The sequence below is a fragment of the Azospirillum sp. A1-3 genome, assembly GCF_023806445.1.
In the GTDB taxonomy this organism is placed as follows: domain Bacteria; phylum Pseudomonadota; class Alphaproteobacteria; order Azospirillales; family Azospirillaceae; genus Azospirillum.
On record NZ_JAMSLU010000003.1, the window covers coordinates 44737 to 65401 of the forward strand.

12 protein-coding genes and 1 tRNA gene are annotated in these 20665 nt (G+C 68.6%); 11 read left to right on the plus strand and 2 right to left on the minus strand.

Going from position 1 to position 20665, the window contains the following annotated elements; genetic code table 11:
* Window positions 1–76: 76 nt before the first annotated feature.
* On the minus strand, window positions 77–751 hold the full coding sequence (locus M5E06_RS18175) for a pyridoxamine 5'-phosphate oxidase family protein (protein ID WP_252139402.1): 675 nt from the start codon (window positions 749–751) through the stop codon (window positions 77–79).
* Window positions 752–872: 121 nt separating this feature from the next.
* Here M5E06_RS18175 and pdxR point away from each other — a divergent pair, with 121 nt between their 5' ends.
* A complete protein-coding gene (gene pdxR, locus M5E06_RS18180) occupies window positions 873–2366 on the plus strand; it encodes a MocR-like pyridoxine biosynthesis transcription factor PdxR (RefSeq protein ID WP_252139403.1) in 1494 nt (497 codons plus the stop codon).
* On the opposite strand, the gene M5E06_RS18185 is transcribed toward pdxR, so the two are convergent.
* Window positions 2363–3292, minus strand: coding sequence for a glycosyltransferase (locus M5E06_RS18185; protein WP_252139404.1), 930 nt, complete (start codon window positions 3290–3292; stop codon window positions 2363–2365). The two genes, pdxR and M5E06_RS18185, sit on opposite strands and share 4 nt — an antisense overlap.
* Before the next feature lie 293 nt (window positions 3293–3585).
* On the opposite strand from M5E06_RS18185, the gene treS reads away from it, so the two are divergent.
* The 10 genes from treS to M5E06_RS18235 all read left to right on the plus strand — a co-directional run bounded on the left by treS (window position 3586) and on the right by M5E06_RS18235 (window position 20595).
* Window positions 3586–6951, plus strand: a complete 3366-nt coding sequence (gene treS, locus M5E06_RS18190; RefSeq protein ID WP_252139405.1) for a maltose alpha-D-glucosyltransferase — start codon at window positions 3586–3588, stop codon at window positions 6949–6951.
* Between the two features lie 339 nt (window positions 6952–7290).
* Complete coding sequence (gene glgB / locus M5E06_RS18195; protein WP_502801995.1) at window positions 7291–9585, plus strand: 1,4-alpha-glucan branching protein GlgB; 2295 nt, start codon at window positions 7291–7293, stop codon at window positions 9583–9585.
* Between the two features lie 595 nt (window positions 9586–10180).
* Entirely contained in the window at window positions 10181–12319 is a 2139-nt protein-coding gene (gene glgX / locus M5E06_RS18200; RefSeq protein WP_252139406.1) for a glycogen debranching protein GlgX, read from the plus strand.
* A gap of 154 nt (window positions 12320–12473) precedes the next feature.
* Window positions 12474–13571 carry a response regulator gene (locus M5E06_RS18205; protein WP_252139407.1) on the plus strand — a complete coding sequence of 366 codons (1098 nt, stop codon included), beginning with the start codon at window positions 12474–12476 and terminating at the stop codon, window positions 13569–13571.
* A 132-nt stretch (window positions 13572–13703) separates the two neighbouring features.
* Complete coding sequence (gene malQ / locus M5E06_RS18210) at window positions 13704–15896, plus strand: 4-alpha-glucanotransferase (RefSeq protein WP_252139408.1); 2193 nt, start codon at window positions 13704–13706, stop codon at window positions 15894–15896.
* 161 nt (window positions 15897–16057) lie between these two features.
* A tRNA-Gln gene (locus M5E06_RS18215) sits at window positions 16058–16131 on the plus strand.
* 561 nt (window positions 16132–16692) lie between these two features.
* Window positions 16693–17067 (plus strand): hypothetical protein, encoded by a 375-nt coding sequence (locus tag M5E06_RS18220; RefSeq protein WP_252139409.1) that lies wholly within the window; start codon window positions 16693–16695, stop codon window positions 17065–17067.
* Between the two features lie 130 nt (window positions 17068–17197).
* Window positions 17198–19300, plus strand: coding sequence for a protein-disulfide reductase DsbD family protein (locus M5E06_RS18225; protein ID WP_252139410.1), 2103 nt, complete (start codon window positions 17198–17200; stop codon window positions 19298–19300).
* A gap of 117 nt (window positions 19301–19417) precedes the next feature.
* Window positions 19418–20101 (plus strand): DsbA family protein, encoded by a 684-nt coding sequence (locus tag M5E06_RS18230; protein WP_252139411.1) that lies wholly within the window; start codon window positions 19418–19420, stop codon window positions 20099–20101.
* On the plus strand, window positions 20098–20595 hold the full coding sequence (locus tag M5E06_RS18235; protein WP_252139412.1) for a hypothetical protein: 498 nt from the start codon (window positions 20098–20100) through the stop codon (window positions 20593–20595). Before M5E06_RS18230 ends, M5E06_RS18235 begins: the two co-directional genes overlap by 4 nt.
* Window positions 20596–20665 lie beyond the last annotated feature (70 nt).

Below are 20665 nucleotides of genomic sequence, written 5' to 3' on the forward strand. Positions count from 1 at the left end.
ACCGCAGGAAAAAGGCCGCGCCGGGCTTCCCGGTCGCGGCCTTTTTCTGTTTCAGACTGCTGTCAGCCCCCGATTATCACCCCCCGATCTGGGCCGGGTCCTGTTCCGGCTCGCCGGCGGTCAGTCGCAAGGGCACCACGCCCGCCCACACCGGGTGGTCCATATCCTCCGGATCGTCGCCGGGCGGGCCGGAGCGGCGCTTGGCCGACGCCTCGGCGATGGGGAAGGCCAGCACGGATGTGGCCTTCAGCTCCTGCGCATTGGGCGCCCGCACCTTGGCGCTGCGTCCGGGTTCGATCTTTTCCATCAGCGCGTCGAGCGCCGCGCGCTTTTCCGTCTCCTCCGCCACCAGCCGCGGCCGGCCGAACAGCATGACCGAGCGGTAGTTGACGGAGTGATGGAAGGCCGAGCGCGCCAGCACCCAACCGTCGATCAGCGACAGCGTGATGCAGGCCTCGCCCCCCTCCTGCAGCCGCCGGATCATCCGGCTGGAGGACGCGCCGTGGATCATCAACTCGTCCCCCACCCGCCAGGGAACCGTCGGGATCACCATGGGGGACGGAGCGCCCTGGCCCTTGATGGCGTCGTCGACGAAGCCGACGTGGCAGATCGGCGCCTCGTCGATGATGGAATGGATCAAGGCGACGTCATGGCTGCCGCGGTCGCCCAGCCGCACCGGACGGGTGCGCGGGGTCTGGGCCAAGGCGGCGGGAGAATCGGCAGCGGGGGGCTCGGTGAGAAGGCTGGTCATGGTCGTGCTCAAGGCCGGAACTGTTGCGATGGCCCAGAATGGCCGGCAGAATGGCTCCTTCGAAAGGTCCGGAATGTCGATTCCATAGGGACCAATTTAATGTCCTCCTGAAAGGCTCGCCATGGCCCGCTCGGCGCGTCCGGTTCTGTCCAGCCTTGGGCCGGTGGCGCTCGACCGCGACGGGGCGGAGCCACTGCACCGCCAGCTCTACCGCGCGCTGCGTCAGGCAGTGCTGGACGGCCGGCTGCGTCCGGGCGAGCGCCTGCCGCCCAGCCGGGCGCTGGCCACCGAGTGGGGGCTGTCGCGCAATACGGTGGTCACCGCCTATGACACGCTGCTGGCGGAGGGCTATGTCAGCGGCCGGGTGGGGGCCGGCACCTTCGTCGCCCCCTCGCTTCCCGATGCGGCGCCCGGCGGCGTTCCGGCCCGCGACGAGGCCCGGCGCGGCGTCGGCCTGTCCGCCCGCGGCCGGGCGCTGGCCGAGGCGCCGGCCATCGCCCGCGACCGGGTGGGGCGGCCCTTCGCGCTCGGCACGCCGGACCTCGGTGCCTTTCCCATCGAGCTGTGGGCGCAGCTGCTCGGCCGCTGCTGGCGCCAGGGCGGGCGGACGCTGGCGACGGATCCGGACCCGCTCGGCTACGCTCCGCTGCGGGCGGAGATCGCCGCCTATCTGCGTGCCGTCCGCGCCGTGCGCTGCGAGGCGGAGCAGGTGGTCATCGTTTCCGGCGCGCAGCAGGGCTTGGCGCTGATGGCGCAACTGCTGCTCGACCCCGGTGACGAGGCCTGGGTGGAGGAACCCGGCTGGCCCGGCAACCGCGCCGCTCTGCTGGGCGCCGGGGCGCGGCTGGTCCCGGTGCCGGTGGATGGCGAGGGCATCGATGTTGCCGCCGGCATGGCTCGCGGGGCCGGTGCCCGGCTGGCTCTGGTCACCCCCTCCCACCAGTTCCCCTTGGGCGTGACCATGAGCCTGGCGCGCCGCCTGCGCCTTCTGGACTGGGCGGCGGCGTGCGACGCCTGGATCGTCGAGGACGATTACGACAGCGAGTTCCGCTATGCCGGCCCACCACTGGCCGCCCTCCAGGGGTTGGACGGCGCCGGCCGCGTCATCTATGTCGGCAGCTTCAGCAAGGTGATGTTCCCGGCGCTGCGGCTCGGATATGTCGTGGTGCCGCCCGATCTGGTGGAGCCGGTGCGCGCGGCGCGCCGCCATTTCGATGGCGGGACCAGCGTGGTGCCGCAGGCGGCGCTGCACCGTTTCCTGGCCGACGGTCATTTCGCCTCGCACCTGCGGGCCATGCGCTCCCTCTACGCCGCCAAGCGCACCGCCATCCTGGCGTCGATCACCGATGCCTTCACCGGCTTCGCCAGCGCCGAGGCGGGGGAGGCCGGCATGCATGTCCTGCTCCGCCTGCCGCCCGACTGCCCCGACCATCTCCTGGCCGAGCGCGCCGCCCGCATCGGCCTGACCACGCCGCCGCTGTCCAGCTATCACCGCTCCGACGCCGGGATCGCCGGCAATGGCCTCCTCCTCGGCTTCGCCGCCCACGACCCGGCGACGCTGGACCGCGCGGTGCACGATCTGGCGCGGTTGGCGACCGATGTGGCAAACCGCTAAACTGCCTCCGCCACCCGCTCCACCGCCGGCACTGCCCAGGCCGGATAGCGCAGGCTCAGCTGGTGCGTGCGGTCCTGCATGTCCAGGACCGGGCGCAGCACCGACGGGTCTGCGCGCATGGCGTCCTCGCCGGCCATATGGACGATGCCCAGGCGGCGGTTGGGCAGGTAATACTCCACCAGTTCCCGCCGCTCCGGGTCGAAGCGCCAGGGGCCGATGTAGTTGCACCATTCCGGCAGAAGCTCGACCGGCAGCCCGTCCAGATAGATGGCGCCGGCCATCGCCAGCTGGTCGGACGTGAACAGCCGGCCCTTGCGCAGCACCCGCTTCTGCCAGCGCTGGAACGACTCCCAATGCGGCGCGTCGGACTTCAGCGCATAGGCGCCGGCATTCAGGGTCGGGCGGGTGGCCAGCGCCCGGCATTCCGCCGTGGTCAGTCCAGCGCGGCTGGAGTTCTTGTACAGGATCGACCGCACCCGCGCGAAGGGCCCAAACAACCAAGCGAGCCGCAGCTCCGTCTCGGAAAAGCGGCCGAACTGGGCAACGATGGCGAAGCGGTTCAGCGCCGCCCCCCGCCGCAGCATCTCCACCGCCTCCCAATCCTGCACCCAGGCGTCGGCGTCGATCCAGATCACCGTGTCGTAGCCGGGGAAATATGTCGGCAGGTGCAGCTTGGCGAGGTTGGCCTTCAAATGGATGCGGTTGCGCAGCTTGTGCGCGGGGATGCTGACCGGCCAGGGCGGCGTCACCACCGCGGCCCCCTGTGCCTTCAACTCCACGATCTGCCCGTCCGTCAGGCCCGCGTCGATCACGCCGATGGGGCAGTCTGCCGCCGGCTTCAACGCCCGCAGCGACGCGATCAGCTCGCGGATCAACGGATGATAGCGGCTGTCGCCGCCGGTTACGACGATGAAGGAGCCCAGCATGATTTACCCGATACGCCATAGGCGTAAAGTTGTGCGTAGAGCCACCCTGCCTGGATAACCCTTCAGCGTCAATCGATGTCCAGTTTGGATTGCTGCGCTTTCGAACGGTTGCCTGGAACCTCCGGCCGGCCCCTTCTGAACGTGGTACGCCCCGGAATTCGCCGTCCTGCCTATCCGGAAGTCAGGGGTTGTCTGACGGCCCTTCGGGTGAAACCTTCGCCCCTGTGTCTTGTTTCCGTCCCGTGTTCCCGCGACACGTGTTCCGTCAAACGCTTCTCGAAAGTGCTCGACCCATGATCGATCGGCAGGACCGGCTTTGGTACAAGGACGCCGTCATTTACCAATTGCACATCAAGGCGTTCTTCGACGCCGACAATGATGGCATCGGCGATTTCGCCGGCCTGACCCAGAAGCTGGATTATATCCAGGAGCTGGGAGTGACGGCGGTGTGGCTTCTGCCCTTCTATCCATCGCCGCTGCGCGACGACGGCTATGACATCGCCGACTACACCTCGGTCAACCCGACCTACGGGAACCTGGATGACTTCCGCCGCTTCATGGAGGAATGCCACAATCGCGGCCTGCGGGTGATCACCGAACTGGTCATCAACCACACCTCCGACCAGCATCCCTGGTTCCAGCGCGCGCGCGAGGCGCCTCCCGGCTCCAACCACCGCGACTATTATGTCTGGTCCGACAGCGACCAGAAATACCAGGGCACGCGCATCATCTTCTGCGACACGGAAAAGTCCAACTGGACCTGGGATCCGGTCGCCAACGCCTATTACTGGCACCGTTTCTATTCGCACCAGCCCGACCTGAACTTCGACAATCCGGAGGTTCTGGAGGAGGTGCTGAAGGTGATGCGCTTCTGGCTGGACATGGGTGTGGACGGGCTGCGGCTCGACGCCATCCCTTACCTGAAGGAGCGCGAGGGCACCAACAACGAGAATCTGCCGGAAACCCACGACGTCCTGAAGGCGATCCGCGCCGCGCTGGATGCCGAATATCCCGACCGCATGCTGCTGGCCGAGGCCAACCAGTGGCCGGAGGACGTGCTGCCCTATTTCGGCGATCCGGAGAAGGGCGGCGACGAATGCCACATGTCCTTCCACTTCCCGCTGATGCCGCGCATCTACATGGCGGTGGCGATGGAGGACCGGCATCCGATCGCCGACATCATGCGCCAGACGCCTGACATCCCGGCCGACTGCCAGTGGGCCATCTTCCTGCGCAACCATGATGAACTGACGCTGGAGATGGTCACCGACAGCGAGCGCGACTATCTCTGGAACTTCTACGCGGCCGACCGGCGCATGCGGATCAATCTCGGCATCCGCCGCCGCCTCGCCCCGCTGCTGGAAAACGACCGCCGCAAGATCGAGCTGCTGAACAGCCTCTTGATGTCGATGCCCGGCACGCCGGTGCTCTATTACGGCGACGAGATCGGCATGGGCGACAACATCTATCTCGGCGACCGCGACGGCGTGCGCACGCCGATGCAATGGTCGATCGACCGCAACGGCGGCTTCTCGCGCGCCGACCCGGCGCGGCTCTATCTGCCGGCGGTGCTCGACCCGATCTACGGCTTCATGGCTGTCAATGTCGAGGCGCAGGCGCGCAATCCGTCGTCGCTGCTGAACTGGATGAAGCGGCTGGTGGCGGTGCGCAAGCAGCGGCAGAGCTTCGGCCGCGGCAGCTTCTCCCTGCTCTATCCCGGCAACCGCAAGGTCCTGGCCTATATCCGCAGCCTGGAGTCGGAAAACGGGTCGGAGATCGCGCTGTGCGTCGCCAACCTGTCGCGCTCGGCCCAGGCGGTGGAACTGGACCTGAAGAGCTGGAAGGGCCGCATTCCGGTCGAGTTGCTGGGCCGCACCGTCTTCCCGCCGATCGGCGACCTTCCCTATCTGCTGACCCTGCCGGCCTACGGCTTCTACTGGTTCGCCCTGACGGCGGAGGCGGAGCTGCCGACCTGGCACGAGACCCCGCCGGAGCCGGTGCCGGACCTGCTGACCGTCGTCATGCGCGACGGCTGGCACAGCCTCACCAGCGGCAAGGCGGCGGACGAGCTGGGCCGCGACATCCTGCAGGCCTTCCTGCCCAAGCAGCGCTGGTTCTCCGCCAAGGATCGCCGCATCACCCGTTCGCACGTCACCATGGCCGCCCAGCTGTCGGGCCCCGGCGACGGCTTCATGCTGGTCAGGACGCAGGTCGGCCTGAGTGGGATCGGTGTGGATGGCGACGCCGCCGACCAGAGCTATTTCCTGCCGCTGGCGATGAGCTGGGAGAGCGGGGCCGGCGGCACCGGCTGGCCGCTGCTGCCCTACACGCTGGGCAAGGCGCGGCGCGGTCCCAGGACCGGCGCCATCTATGACGCCGTGCAGGCCGACGGCTTCGCCCTGGCGCTGATCGAGGCATTGCGCCGCGGCGACACGCTGAAGGCCGCCGCCGGTGACGACGTCGTCCGCTTCACCGCGACCGAGGCGTTGAACGCCATCGAACTGTCGGAAGAGCCCGAGGTGCGGCGTCTGGGCGTGGAGCAGAGCAACACCTCCGTCCTGGTCGACAGCCAGATCGTGCTGAAGGTGCTGCGCCGTCTGGTGGAGGGCGAGCATCCCGAGGTCGAGATGGGCCGCTTCCTGACCGAGGTCGGCTTCGCCAACACCCCCGCCCTGCTGGGCACGGTCGAACAGGTCGCCGCCGACGGCACGCCGACGGCGCTGGCGGTGGCCCAGGCCTTCGTCCGCAACCAGGGCGACGGCTGGGCCAGCACGGTGGAGGAGCTGGAACGCCAGTTGGAGGACATCCGTCTGGGGGTCGCCGGCACCACCGAGGACGCCGCCGAATCGGGCGAGCCCTTCGGCATGCATCTGGTGATGATGACCACACTGGGGCAGCGCACCGCCGAACTGCACCGGGCGCTGGCGCAAGGCTCCGGTAAGCAAGGCGCCGCCAATCCGGCCTTCGACCCTGAGCCGATTACGCCTGAGGATCTGGCGCGCTGGGCCGATGCCGCCCGCGTCCAGGCGGAGGCCGCCTTCGCCGCCCTGCCGGGAACGCTGGACCGCCTGCCGGCCGACGTGCGGGCCGATGCCGAACAGCTTCTGGCCCGCCGGGCGGAGGCGATGGACCGGCTGTCGGCATTGGCGTCGATGCCGGCCGGCGGCGTCAAGACCCGCATCCATGGCGACTATCATCTGGGACAGGTCGTGCGGGCGCAGAACGACTGGTACATCCTCGACTTCGAAGGGGAGCCGGCCAAGACGCTGGAGGAACGCCGCGCCAAGTCCAGCCCGCTGCGTGACGTGGCCGGCATGCTGCGCTCCTTCAACTATGCCGCCTGGGCGGCGCTGTTCCGGCTGGACAGCGCCGGCGAGGGGTCCAACAGCGGCGACAGCCCGGCGCTGGCCGCCGCCCGCGACTGGGAGCGCCGCAGCGTCGAGTCCTTCCTCGACGGCTATCGCACGGTGATCGAGGGCTGCCCGGCCTGGCCGTCGGAGGGCGGCACCGCACGCGGCCTGCTGACCCTGTTCCTGCTGGAAAAGGCCTTCTACGAGATCGGCTACGAGGCGGCGAACCGGCCCAACTGGATCGGCATTCCGGTCAAGGGCGTTCTGGGCCTTCTCGACGACGCCAACGAGGCAGGCGCGAAGGGGTGACCGGGCAAATCCGCGGCGGGCATGGTGTGACGAAACCGCCGCGGGTATGTTCACCTCCGGAGAAGGCGTTCCCTGCGTCGGCCGTCATTCCTGCGAAGGCGGACCATGCCAACGCGGCCCCCTCCCCAAACCCTCCCCCGCTTCGCGGGAGAGGGTGCCTTATGCGAAGCGGCGGCAGTCCCCTCTCCCCTCGGCCGGCCGAAGGCCGGTCCGATAGAGGGGGAGGGTTAGGGAGGGGGCATCGCCTCTGGCGCGTTCCGGCTGGACGGTGAACGATCAACGGTCCATGAAGACGATAGGGCCTCCACGAAGAAGGGCACTTGGCCAATGGCGAGCGACATGACGACGGACACCCGCAAGGACCAGGCGCAGACCGGCGTCTCCGAAAGCCGTAACCCCGGCCCCACCGACCACCGGCCCGATCACCGGATGGAGGCCCTGCGCGCGGCGGCCGACGCCATCGCGCGGGCCGACCACGGCGATCCCTTCGCCGTGCTGGGCATGCAGCAGGAGGGCCCCGGCCGCCCGGTGGAGGTCCGCGCCTTCGTGCCCGGCGCCGAGCGGCTGTGGGTGATCGACAGCGCCACCGGCGAGCCGGCCGGCGAGGCGGAGCGCATCCATCAGGACGGTTTCTTCCTGGCCGTGATGCCCGACCGGACGGAGCGTTTCCGCTATCGCCTGCGCGCGCAATACCCGCTGGCGACCCAGGAGTTCGAGGATGCCTATCGCTTCGGCAACATGCTGGGCGAACTGGACGTCCATCTGCTGGCCGAAGGCACCCACCTGCGGACCTACGAGAAGCTCGGCGCCCATCCGCGCGAGGTCGACGGCGTCGCCGGCGTGTCCTTCGCCGTCTGGGCGCCCAGCGCCCGCAGCGTTAGCGTCGTCGGCGACTTCAACAACTGGGACGGCCGCCGCCTGCCGATGCGCCGGCGTGTCGAGGTCGGGGTGTGGGAGATCTTCGTTCCCGGCGCCCGTCCCGGCCAGCGCTACAAGTTCGAGATTCGAGGGCCCAACGGGAACCTGATGCCGGCCAAGGCCGACCCCTACGCCTTCCAGGCGGAAATACGCCCGGCCACCGCCTCGGTCGTCCACGGTCTGCCGTCCTACGAGTGGCGCGACCAGGACTGGCAGAGCCGCAAGGTCGCCACCTCCGACCGCACCGCGCCGATCTCAATCTACGAGGTCCATCTCGGCTCCTGGGCGCGGGTGCCGGAGGAGGACAACCGCTTCCTGACCTATCAGGAACTGGCGGAGCGGCTGATTCCCTACGCCAAGGACATGGGCTTCACCCATATCGAGTTGCTGCCGATCACCGAGCATCCGTTCGACGGCTCCTGGGGCTACCAGCCCATCGGCCTCTATGCGCCGACCGCCCGCCACGGCTCGCCGGAGGACTTCAAGGACTTCGTCAACGCCTGCCACCGCGCCGGCCTCGGCGTGCTGCTCGACTGGGTGCCCGGCCATTTCCCGACCGACCCGCATGGGCTGGGCGATTTCGACGGCACGCATCTCTACGAGCACGCCGACCCGCGCCAGGGCTTCCACCAGGACTGGAACACCCTGATCTACAATTTCGGCCGGACGGAGGTGCAGAACTTCCTGCTCGGCAACGCGCTGTTCTGGCTCGACCAGTACAAGCTGGACGGCCTGCGCGTCGATGCCGTCGCCTCCATGCTCTATCTCGACTACAGCCGCAAGGAAGGGGAGTGGGTCCCCAACAAGTTCGGCGGGCGCGAGAACCTGGAATCCATCGCCTTCCTGAAGCGGATGAACGAGTTGGTCTACGGCCAGCAGCCGGGCGCCATGACGGTGGCGGAGGAATCCACCTCCTGGCCGATGGTGTCGAAGCCCACATATCTCGGCGGTCTCGGCTTCGGCTACAAATGGAACATGGGGTGGATGCACGACACGCTGCATTACATGCAGAATGACCCCATCCACCGCCGCTATCATCACCACCAGATGACCTTCGGGCTGATCTATCAGTTCTCCGAAAACTTCGTGCTGCCGCTCAGCCATGACGAGGTCGTCCATGGCAAGGGCTCGCTCATCAACAAGATGCCGGGCGACGACTGGCAGAAATTCGCCAATCTGCGCGCCTATTACGGCTTCATGTTCGCCCATCCCGGCAAGAAGCTGCTGTTCATGGGCGGCGAGTTCGCCCAGTGGAACGAGTGGAGCGAAGCGCGCAGCCTGGATTGGCACCTGCTGGACCAGCCGATGCACCGCGGCATGCGTGACCTCGTGCGCGACCTGAACGGCGTCTACCGCCAGCTGGAGCCGCTGCACAAGACCGACTGCGACCCGTCCGGCTTCGAGTGGATCGAATCGAACGACAACGAGAACTCGGTCTACACCTTCCTGCGCAAGGCCGACGATCCCGAGCATATCGTCATCGCCGTCTGCAACTTCACCCCCGTCCCGCGCCAGGGCTACCGCGTCGGCGTGCCGCTGCCCGGCCGCTATGTGGAGCGGATCAACACAGACGAGACCAAATACGGCGGCAGCGGCATCGGCAATCCCGGCGGCGGCGTCTATGCCGAGGAAATGCCCTGGCACGGCCGCACCCACTCGCTCGACCTGACCATCCCGCCGCTGTCCACGCTGATTTTGGAGCGGAAGGCGGAGTAGGGAGAGTCCCCTCTCCCGGGGCGGGAGAGGGAGATGCACGCGGCAACCCCCGCTCCACTTTCCCAACCTCCCTTGACGGCGCCGGGGGGAGGCTTTCTTATTGGATCCCTTGTGTCTTTTCGGGGAACCGGTGAGGCGTGCGCTGGCTGATGGTCGATAGGAACCCCGTTCCATTCATTGATAACGCGATGCGGACCCGGCGGATAAACCGTGAGGCGCTGTACCGCGGGCGGAGTCGGCACGCCGCAATGGCGGTGCGGCCAGGGAATGGAACAATGGAACAGGCTACGAAAACTGTTTCATCCTGTTCCAAACGTTCCAATCGTCGCCGGCCCGACGATCCGATAACCCTCTCCCCACCGGGGAGAGGGTGGCCCGGAGGGCCGGTGAGGGGGACGCGCGGCGACCGTCCGCAGGCGGAAGTCGGGTGCCGGTCTCTTGCAAATCTCTGCTCCGTGTCCCCCTCACCCAACCCTTTCCCCGCTTTCGGCGGACCTTTGGTCCGCCTGTCGCGTCAGCGCAAACTTTGTTTGCGCGTGAGCGGGGGGGAGAGGGCTTGTCCGCAGTTCCTTTTCAATAGACAGGCCGCCCGCTGATGCCCTCCACCCCCGCCCGCACCCCGGTCTGGCCCGGCAAGCCCCATCCGCTCGGCGCCACCTGGGACGGGTTCGGCGTCAACTTCGCGATCTTCTCCGCCCATGCCGAGCGGGTGGAGCTTTGCCTGTTCGACAAGACCGGCCAGCGCGAGGTGGAACGCATCACCCTGCCCGAACACACCGACGAGGTCTGGCACGGCTATCTGCCCGACGCCCGCCCCGGCCTGCTCTACGGCTACCGCGTTCATGGGCCGTACGAGCCGGAGGAGGGGCACCGCTTCAACCCGAACAAGCTGCTGATCGACCCCTATGCCCGGGCGCTGTTCGGCGGCTTCAAATGGTCGGACGCCCATTACGGCTACCGGGTCGGCTCGACGCGCGAGGACTTATCGTTCGACCGGCGCGACAACGCCCGCGGCATGCCGAAATGCCGGGTGGTGGACGGCGCCTTCACCTGGGGCCATGACCGTCACCGCCGCGTTCCCTGGATCGACACGGTGCTCTACGAGACCCATGTCCGCGGCTTCACCATGCGCCATCCGGAGGTGCCGGCCCATCTGCGCGGCACCTTCTCCGGCATGTCGACCCAGACGGTCATAGAGTATCTGCGGGCACTCGGCATCACCTCGGTGGAGTTCCTGCCGGTCCAGGCCATCGCCGACGAGCAGCATCTCGTCACCCGCGGCATGACCAACTACTGGGGCTACAACACCATCGGCTTCTTCGCGCCGGAGCCGCGCTACATGAACACCGGCGTCCTGTCGGAGTTCAAGACGATGGTCGCCCGCCTGCACGAGGCGGGGATCGAGGTCATCCTCGACGTCGTCTACAACCACACCGCCGAGGGCAACCATCTGGGGCCGACCCTATCCTTCAAGGGCATCGACAATCTCAGCTACTACCGGCTGATGCCGGACAGCCCGCGCTATTACATCAACGACACTGGCACTGGGAACACGCTGGATTTCAGCCATCCGCGCGTCGTCCAGATGGTGATGGACAGCCTCCGCTACTGGGTGACGGAGATGCATGTCGACGGCTTCCGCTTCGACCTCGCCACCGTGCTGGCGCGCGAACCCTACGGCTACGACCCCGGCTCCGGCTTCCTCGACGCCGTGCGGCAGGACCCGGTGCTGGCCGACGTCAAGCTGATCGCCGAGCCGTGGGACGTCGGTCCCGGCGGCTATCAGGTCGGCAATTTCCCGCCGGGCTGGGCGGAATGGAACGACCGCTACCGCGACACCGTGCGGCGCTACTGGCGCGGCGACGACGGCATGCTGCCGGAACTGGCCGGCCGCATCGCCGGCTCCGCCGACCTGTTCGAGAAGCGCGGGCGCCGCCCCTGGGCCAGCGTGAACTTCATCACCGCCCATGACGGATTCACCCTGCACGATCTCGTTTCCTACAACGACAAGCACAATTGGGCGAACGGCGAGGAGAACCGCGACGGCCATTCCTCCAACTGCTCCTGGAACCACGGGGTGGAGGGGCCGAGCGACGATCCGGCGGTGACCGAACTGCGGGCGCGGCAGAAGCGCAACATGCTGGCGACGCTGATGCTGTCGCAAGGCACGCCGATGATGCTGGCCGGCGACGAGCTGGACCACAGCCAGGACGGCAACAACAACGCCTACTGCCAGGACAACGACATCACGTGGCTCGACTGGTCCAAGCGCGACGGGTCGCTGGTGTCCTTCGTCCGCCGGCTGGTCGCATTGCGCCGCGCCCATCCGGTTCTGCGCCGCCCCCTCTTCCTGCATGGGCGGGAAGTGGCGGCCAACGGTCTGAAGGACATCGTCTGGTACAACGCCCAGGGGGTGGAAAAAACGGCTGAGCATTGGCGCAACACCCAGGCGCGCTGCATCGTCCTGCTGCTGAACGGCCGCGCCGGCACCCATGTCGGCCCGGACGGGCAGCCGCTGTCCGACGGTGTCCTGCTGATCGTGCTGAACGCCCATGCCGACATCCTGACCGTGACCCTTCCCGACGTGCCGGGCGGCCGGGGCTGGCGCTGCGTGCTCGACACCCGCGTTGCCGACGGGACGGGGGACGAGCGCATCCATCTGGCCGGACGCTCGGCCCTGGTCGATGGGCGGACCGTCCTGGTCTTCACCCTGGTGGAGCAGCCGGGCATGTGAGGGGCGGGCATGAAACCGATGGCGCGTTGCCCTGCGATCCTTTGCCCACTGTCCATTCCCCCGGCGGAGATGCTACCGCGACGGGCGGAGACAAAGCGTGTTACGCTGCGACGCGCGTTCCCGTCACAGCGGCAGCGGAGCTTCGGGTAGGACGATGCCGGATTACGATTTCTCGCAGGTCGACGCCGCGATCATCGACAGCCAGCTCAACACCGCGCGCGTGTTCCGCGACGTGCTGATCCGGCTGGGCTTCCGCCGGGTGGAGCTGTTCGATTCGGTGAGGGCCGCCGCCGGGCTGCTGGCCGCGGCCATGCCCGATCTGGTGCTGGTCGATGCCGACGGCGAGGATTCGGAGGCCTTCCGCTTCATCCGCTCCCTGCGCAACGAACCGGCGGTGCCCAACCCCTTCGCCTGCGTCATCGTCACCACCTGGGCGCCGACCCCGGCGCTGCTGACCCGCGTCACCAATGCCGGCGGCGACGACCTGCTGATGAAGCCGGTGTCGCCCAAGCAGGTGCGCGAGCGCATCGTCAGCCTGATCGAGGCGCGCAAGGGCTTCGTCGTCACCGCCGACTACACCGGCCCCGACCGCCGCAAGTCGCCGCGCGAGGGCGCGCAGGTGCCGGTGCTGGACGCCCCCAACACGCTGCGGCTGAAGGCGACCGGCCAATGGACCCAGTCCGGCGCCCGCATGCGGCTGAACGAAGCGATCGCCACCGTCACCACCCAGAAGCGGCTGCGCGCCAGCATCCAGGTCGCCTTCCTGATCGAATTCGCCCTGGCGGGGCTGGCGCGGCCGGTTCCGGACCGCATGTCCATCGACCATGTCGGCCGCATCGGCGGCTTCCTCGACGATCTGCTGCGCCGGCTGGGCGACGACGGCGACCATGCCCCGGTGGAGGCGGTCGCCCGCGCCATCAAGTCCCTCGCTGACAAGGTGCGGGCCGCGGCCGAAAAGGGGCCCGTCTCCGCCGACGACCGCGACCAACTGCAGGCCCTGTCCCGCGCCCTGATGCAGGCCGTCGATCCCGACCGCCCGCTTGAGGCGATGACGCGGGAGGTGGCCTCCGCCGTCGACGGTTATCGCAGCCGGCTGGAGCAGATCGCCCAAGCCAAGGCCGCCGCTGCCGCTTCGGCGCTGGCGGCGTCATCCGCCGATGCGGCGGGCGAGGCCGCGAACGACTCCATCGCTTCCTCCGCTCCGCCGCCGGCCGCGGCAGGGCCGGCGAGCACCGCCCTGTCGGCTGGCTGATGGGGCCAGCCAATGGGGCCTGCCAATGGGGGAGCGCCGATGGCATAGGCCACCGGGCGGCATTGACGCCACGAGCCGCGCCCCCAATCCCTAAGCCCCACCCTCTTTCCGTACAACCCGCGGGGACCCTGCATGAGTGATCTCGACCGGCTGGCCGATCTGCTTGGACTAGAACCCCACTATCACGACATCTGGGGCAACCGGCGGGAGACCTCCGCCGCTACCAAGCGGGCGCTGATCGCCGCCATGGGGTTGCAGGCCGCCACCGACGATCAGGTCGCCGACAGCCTGCGTACGGTCGAGTGCCGGTCCTGGAGTCGCCCGCTGCCGCCAGTGCTGGTGGTCGGGGAAGGGCAGGGGATCGGTCTGGGCGTCGCTCTGCCGGCCGGCCTGGACGATGCCACCTTGGCGTGGGACCTGACGCCGGAGGGCGGCACCGCCCAGGGTGGCCGCATCGCCGTCCGCGACCTGCCCGTCACCGACCGCGCCACCCTGGACGGTGCGGCCTACGAGCGCCGCGCGCTGGGCGCCCTGCTGCCCGTATCGCTGCCCATCGGCTATCACCGGCTGGACCTGCATGTGGAGGCTGCCGGCGGGGCGGCGGGGCCGTCCGGCTCCACCACCCTGATCGTCGCGCCGGACCGCTGCGTGACGGTGGAGGAGATGGTGCCGGCCGGCCGCAGCTGGGGCATCGGCCTGCAGGTCTATTCGCTGCGCTCCGAGCATGATTGGGGCATGGGCGATTTCGGCGACCTCGCCGGCTTCGCCGAAGTCGCCGGTCGACTGGGCGCCGGGCTAGTCGGCCTCAACCCGCTGCATGCCCTGTTCCCGGCCGACCCCAACCACATCGGTCCCTATTCGCCGTCCAGCCGCCAGTTCCTGAACATCCTCTACATCGATCCGGCCTCCGTTCCCGAATTCGCCGACGCCGACGATCTTCGCGCCCGGATCGAGGACCCCGCCTTCCAGTCCGCACTGGCCGCTGCCCGTCAGGCTGAGCTGGTCGACTACCCCGCCGTCGCCGCGCTGAAGCTGCCGCTCCTGGAAGCTCTGCACGCCCGATTCCGCGCCCTTCCCGACGACCACCTGCGCAAGGCCGCCTATGCCGCCTTCCGGCAGGACATGGGAGCGGCACTGGAACGCCATGCCCTGTTCGACGCCCTGCACGAGCATTTCTTCCGCCAAGATGCCTTGCAGTGGATGTGGCGGAGCTGGCCGGCCGCCTTCCAGGACCCGCGGAGCGCCGAGGTCGCGGCTTTCGCCACCGAGCATGCCGACCGCGTCGACTTCTTCGCCTGGGCCCAGTTCGAGGCCGACCGACAGTTGGGCGAGGCCGCTGCGCGCGGGCGGTCCGCCGGGCTTGCCATGGGCTTCTACCGCGACCTTGCCGTCGCCGCCCATCCCGGCGGTGGCTCCGCCTGGGCCGATCCGTCCATGCTGGTGCAGGGCGCCAATGTCGGGGCGCCGCCCGACCAGTTCAACATGAACGGCCAGAACTGGGGCCTTGCCCCGCTGTCGCCGCTGGGCCTGCGCGAATCCGCCTACCGCCCCTTCATCGAGCTTCTGCGCGCCAACATGCGCCACGCCGCGGCGCTCCGCATCGACCATGTGATGGCGCTGCAGCACCTGTTCTGGATTCCGGAGGACGGCAGCCCCGGCGCCTATGTCGCCTATCCCTTCCACGACCTGCTGCGCATCGTGGCGCTTGAGAGCCGCCGCAACCGCTGCGTCGTGATCGGCGAGGATCTGGGCACGGTGCCGGAGGGCTTCCGTCCGGCGCTGGAGCAGGCCGGCATCCTCAGCTACCGTGTGCTCTATTTCGAGCGCACCGCCGACGGCGGCTTCAAGCCCCCCGGCGACTATCCCGCCGGGTCGATGGCGACGGTCAGCACTCATGATCTGGCGCCTTTCAAAGGCTTCTGGACCGGCCGCGACCTGGACTGGCGCCGGCGCCTCGGCCTTTATCCGGACGATGCCAGCCGCGACAAGGATATCTGGGACCGTGGAGTCGACCGCTGGCGCCTGCTGCAAGCGCTGTCGCGCGAGGGGCTGCGCCCGGACAGCTATCCCAGCGACGATGGCGACCAGCCTTTCCGCGTGGAACTGTCGGCCGCTGTTCACGCCTATCTGGCGCGCACTCCGTCCCGCATCGTGATGGTGCAGATCGAGGACGCGCTGGCCGACGACGAGCAGCCCAATCTGCCCGGCACGGTGGACCAGCACCCCAACTGGCGCCGCCGCCTTCCTCGCAAGCTGGAGGAGTTGGAGTCCGACGACGATCTCCGCCACATCATCGCCCCGATCGCCACCATCGCCCCGCGCTGACCACCGTCCGCCACCGGCGGCCCTGGGGGAGTCCGGGCCGCCGGTGACTGTTGGAAAAAAATGCATCCGAAGCGAAAAAAGCTCTTCACAGCCCGGCACATGGCCGCTATAAACCCGCCCACACCACGGGGCACGGCAAACGAGCCGCCCCGGTGACGGTCTGGGGGATCGTCTAGCGGTAGGACAGCGGACTCTGACTCCGCCAGCCTAGGTTCGAATCCTAGTCCCCCAACCACCTTCTCCAAACGGCCAGCACTTTCAAGAGCTTACGGGCGGCGCGCACCCCGCAACGCCGGGCGTGGCGAAGCTGGCCCACCTCTCCCTCCGTTCTGGTGTCTGGTACTGGCGACGGCGCTGACCGCGCGCTCTTTCCTGCGGCGATCACCGGGCGACATACGAGTTGTTGTTCAAAAACGGGCGACCGACGCATGTTGAGTGCCCCCCGAAACCGAGGTGGTAAATCACCGACAGTTGGGCACTCCACATGGCTACCATGATGATTGTCCTTCGTCAGGGAAACAGAGATCCGTATCGGCACGCCAGCCAAGTCGAGGCGCAGCCGATAGAACGTAGTTTCCTAATGTCTAATGGATTCGCTTGCGATCCGAACAGGCAGGGGCCAGAGTGGCTCCATCGGTGATGCGGCACTGACGACAGGATTGACGCGGCATCCCGCCACCGCTCGCGGAAGGGTGAGCAGGGTAGGGGTGCGGCCACGTCCGTATCGCGGTAGGCCTCAAGGGAGCACATCGGGGAGACGCTGTTGGATCGCATGGCGAGCATGGTTCGGAGACTGGTGGCGGGCCTGCTCATGCTGGCCGCGCTGGTTGCCGCTGCCGGTTCGGGCACCGTCAAGGCGTTTCCCGGTGCGGCCTTCGCCCAGAGGTCGGAGGTGGTCACCGCGGTGGCGGACCAGCGGCAAGCCATCGTGCAGGAGTTCGTGTCCACCGTCCGCGACGCCGAGCGGCCCTGCGGTCGCAACGGGAACGCGCCCGGTCTGGCGCGGTGTTCCACGGTTCAATGCATCACGGTCTGCGGCGGCCTGCCCACGGCCGCATTCGCTATTCCTCTGCCCTCCGCGGATGGCGACGCGCATGGCTTCGTGACCGACGATCCGTCGCGCGGCATCTCCACCACCCCGGACCTGCCTCCCCCGCGTCCGTCCGCCTGAGCGGTCACGGAGCCTTCTACGCGAACGGGCATTGCCTGTCTCGCCATTGCCTTTCGTGACCGGATCGCCGGACACCGCCGCCCGCAGGGCGCGGTGCCCGTTGGCTCGACCCTGCCTCACGGACCATGACATGCTCTCCTTTCTGATGCGGCGCCACGTGCTGGCGCCGATCGCGGCGACCCTCGTCGGCATGCTGGCGCCAGCCTCCGCCGACGCGGCCGCCGGACCGGTCTCGGCAAGCCAGGCATCGCACACGCAGATCCTGTCCCCGGTGAACGCCACGGGTGACCTGGAGACGATTCCCGCCGGATTGCGCATCCTCTTGGAGGACGGGTGGAAGACCTACTGGCGCAGCCCTGGGGACGCAGGCATTCCGCCCCAGATGGACTGGACCGGCTCGACGAATGTCGCTTCGGTCGAGGTGCACTGGCCCGCGCCGCACCGGTTCTCCACCCTCGGCATCGAGACCCTCGGCTACAAGGGCGAGGTCGTCCTCCCCCTCGAGGTGAAGCCTGAACGGCCGGGTGACCCCATCTCGCTACGCGGCAAAATCGACCTGCTGGTGTGCGGCGATATCTGCGTCCCGGCCGCGCATCAGGTCCGACTGGACCTCCCCGCCGGTGCGGCGGCGGCCGATGCGGATGCCGGAAACCTGATCGCCCGGTTCACCGCCCAAGTCCCTGGCGACGGAAGCGCTTCGGGACTGGCCGTCGAGCGGGTTTGGGCCGACACCGCGCAGAAGACGCTCGCCGTCCGCGTGATATCGCTCACGGTGCCATTGGCGGAGCCGGATGCCTTCATCGAGGGCGGCGACTGGGCGTTCGGCAAGCCCGACGTGGCGTTCGAGGATGGTGGGAAAGCGGCAATTCTGACCGTGCCGATCGCGGCGGGTCCCGACCCCGTCACCCTGCCGGGCAAGCCGCTCACCGTGACGGTCGTCGACGGCGGGCGGGCTGTCGAGGCCCCCGTCACCGTGTCGGCCGAGGCGCCCGCGGTCGCCGGCCGCATGGCCGATCTCCTGCCGTTCCTGGCGGTGGCCCTGTTGGGCGGCCTCGTGCTCAACCTGATGCCCTGCGTGTTGCCGGTGCTCTCCCTCAAGCTGATGTCGGTCATCCGGCAACAGGGGCAGGAACTCCGCCGGGTACGGCTGGGCTTCCTGGCGACGGCGGCGGGTGCCATCGCTGCCATGCTTGTCCTGGCGGGCACTCTGGCCGCCTTCAAGGCAGCGGGCGGGGTGGTTGGCTGGGGCATGCAGTTCCAGCAGCCCGTCTTCATCGCCGCCATGGTCGCCATCCTGCTCGCCTTCACCGCCAGTATGGTGGGTGCGTTCGAGATCCGGCTTCCGTCATCGGTCATGACCGTGCTGGGAGGTGTCGGCGGCAACGGCTTGGCCGGGCGCTTCGCCATGGGAGCTTTCGCAACCCTGTTGGCGACGCCCTGCTCGGCGCCGTTCCTCGGCACCGCCGTCGGCTTCGCGCTGGCCCGCGGTCCGCTCGAGATCCTGGCCGTGTTCGGCGCGCTCGGGGTCGGGCTCGCCAGCCCCTATTTGCTCGTCGCGGCCTTTCCCAGTGCGGTCCGGCTGCTGCCGCGGCCGGGGCGGTGGATGGGAGCCCTCCGCCATCTGCTCGCCCTGGCTTTGGCCGGGACGGCGGTCTGGCTTCTCACGGTCCTCGCCGCCCAGACCTCGGTCGCCGCGGCCGGGAGCATCGCGGCGGTGGCCGCCGTCGCCATCGCCGCCATGACGCTGGCCATGCGCGGCGGTCGGAATCTGCGCCTTGCGGCCGTGCCGGTGGCGGTGGCGGCGCTTGCCGGAACGCTGGCCATCCCGGCCTTCCTCGGCCACCGCGCGATGGCGGCGCCGGACGCCGCGGCGGCGTCGGCCCAATGGCGGCGATTCGACCAGGCGGACATCGGCAAGCTGGTCGCCCAGGGCCAGACGGTCTTCGTCGACGTGACCGCGGAGTGGTGCGTCACCTGCATCGTCAATAAGAAGATGGTGGTCGAGCGCGAGCCGGTGGCGGGCGCCCTGTCGGCCGATGGCATCGTGGCGATGAAGGCCGACATGACCAGCCCGGACGCGGCCATCATGACCTACCTCGCGCAGCACGGCCGCTACGGTATCCCCTTCAACGTGGTCTACGGCCCCGGCGCGCCGCATGGCGTCGTCCTGCCCGAGGTGCTGTCAGAGGACGTCGTCCTCGACGCCCTCCGCAGGGCCCGGTCGGCCGGGTAAGCGGGCCCATCGGTGACGGGAGCGGTCAAGCGGCCTCTCTTCTGTGCGTCATCCGACGGCCTTTCCCTGAACGCTCAAGATCTTCCTCACATCCCGAATACGGAGACTCATCCCATCATGACTTCACACCGGACCAAAATCTTCGCGGCTCTGCTGGTTTCAACCGTCGCCGTCGGCGCCGGTGCCGTCGCAGTCTCCTCCCTCGTGGCGCCGACCACCGCCGAAGCAACGGCGGCTCCGCCCATGGTCGCCGAGCTAGGCCCCGAAGCGCTGGCACGCGGGCCGAGCGCCGTGGTGGCCGGCAACCCCCAGGGCGACGTCACCCTGATCGAGTATTTCGACTACCAGTGCCCGGTCTGCCGTCGGGTCCATCCGGCCGTCAAGCAGCTGGCCGCCGAGGATAAGGGCGTCCGGATCATTCACAAGCACTGGCCGGTGTTCGGCGCCTCCTCGATCTACGCCGCCAAGCTCGCGCTCGCCGCGCGTTGGCAGGACCGCTACGAGCAGGTTCACGATGCCTTCATGACCATCCCCGGCCGCCTGGACGATGAAAAGATCCGGAAGGCCGCCGGGGAAGCCGGTCTGGACCTGGCACGGGCCGAGCGCGACCTGAAGGAGCGTGATGCGCAGATCGACGCGGCCTTCAAGGAGGTGTCGGCGCAGGCCGCCCTGCTGCAACTCCGGGGCACGCCGGGCTTTGTCATCGGCAACTATATCGTTCCCGGTGGGCTGGACCTGAAGGCGATGAAGGAGATCGTCGCCGAGGTTCGCGCGAAGCGGAAGAACGGGGGCCAGGGATGAACGCAGACGTGGCCGCCCCGTCGGCCGATGTTGGTGGTCTCGCGCCGGTGCGGCCGTGGCACGGCGTCGCCGCGGCCATCGGCACCTTCCTGGTGCTCGGCACGGTCACGGCGGTCTGGCCGAACCCGGTGTTCGTGCGGATGACGCCGACCCAGGGCTTCGAGATCTGGTTGCTGGCCATCCAATCCGTGCTGGTCGGCGTGTACATCGCCATCCGGCGGCCCCGATGCCCTGTTCGCGGCGCCGGTTTCGGCAGCTTGCTCGGGTTTCTCGGCATTGCCTGTCCGACCTGCAACAAGATCCTGCTCTTCGCCTTCGGGTCGGACCTGCTGCTCACCTATTTCGAGCCCTACCGGCTGTCGCTGGCCGCGGCCGGCGCGGCTGTGATGGCGGTGGCCGTCTCGTGGGAATGGAGGCAGCGCACCCGGACCGTGACCTGCCCCGTCGGGAGCGGCTTCGAACAGCCGGACGGCATCGGTACGGGCCGGCAATGAGGATCTGGCGCCATGCCGTCCTCCATTTCCAACGCGGGACGGCATGGCGCCAATTCGGTCGGAGCCCGAT

Excerpts from the sequence above, each read along its gene's own strand:
- pdxR (WP_252139403.1), top strand. The coding sequence starts at position 873 with ATGGCCCGCTCGGCGCGTCCGGTTCTGTCCAGCCTTGGGCCGGTGGCG.
- M5E06_RS18230 (WP_252139411.1), top strand. The coding sequence starts at position 19,418 with ATGACTTCACACCGGACCAAAATCTTCGCGGCTCTGCTGGTTTCAACC.
- M5E06_RS18185 (WP_252139404.1), bottom strand. The coding sequence starts at position 3,292 with ATGCTGGGCTCCTTCATCGTCGTAACCGGCGGCGACAGCCGCTATCAT.
- M5E06_RS18205 (WP_252139407.1), top strand. The coding sequence starts at position 12,474 with ATGCCGGATTACGATTTCTCGCAGGTCGACGCCGCGATCATCGACAGC.
- glgB (WP_502801995.1), top strand. The coding sequence starts at position 7,291 with ATGACGACGGACACCCGCAAGGACCAGGCGCAGACCGGCGTCTCCGAA.
- glgX (WP_252139406.1), top strand. The coding sequence starts at position 10,181 with ATGCCCTCCACCCCCGCCCGCACCCCGGTCTGGCCCGGCAAGCCCCAT.
- treS (WP_252139405.1), top strand. The coding sequence starts at position 3,586 with ATGATCGATCGGCAGGACCGGCTTTGGTACAAGGACGCCGTCATTTAC.
- malQ (WP_252139408.1), top strand. The coding sequence starts at position 13,704 with ATGAGTGATCTCGACCGGCTGGCCGATCTGCTTGGACTAGAACCCCAC.
- M5E06_RS18175 (WP_252139402.1), bottom strand. The coding sequence starts at position 751 with ATGACCAGCCTTCTCACCGAGCCCCCCGCTGCCGATTCTCCCGCCGCC.
- M5E06_RS18225 (WP_252139410.1), top strand. The coding sequence starts at position 17,198 with ATGCTCTCCTTTCTGATGCGGCGCCACGTGCTGGCGCCGATCGCGGCG.
- M5E06_RS18235 (WP_252139412.1), top strand. The coding sequence starts at position 20,098 with ATGAACGCAGACGTGGCCGCCCCGTCGGCCGATGTTGGTGGTCTCGCG.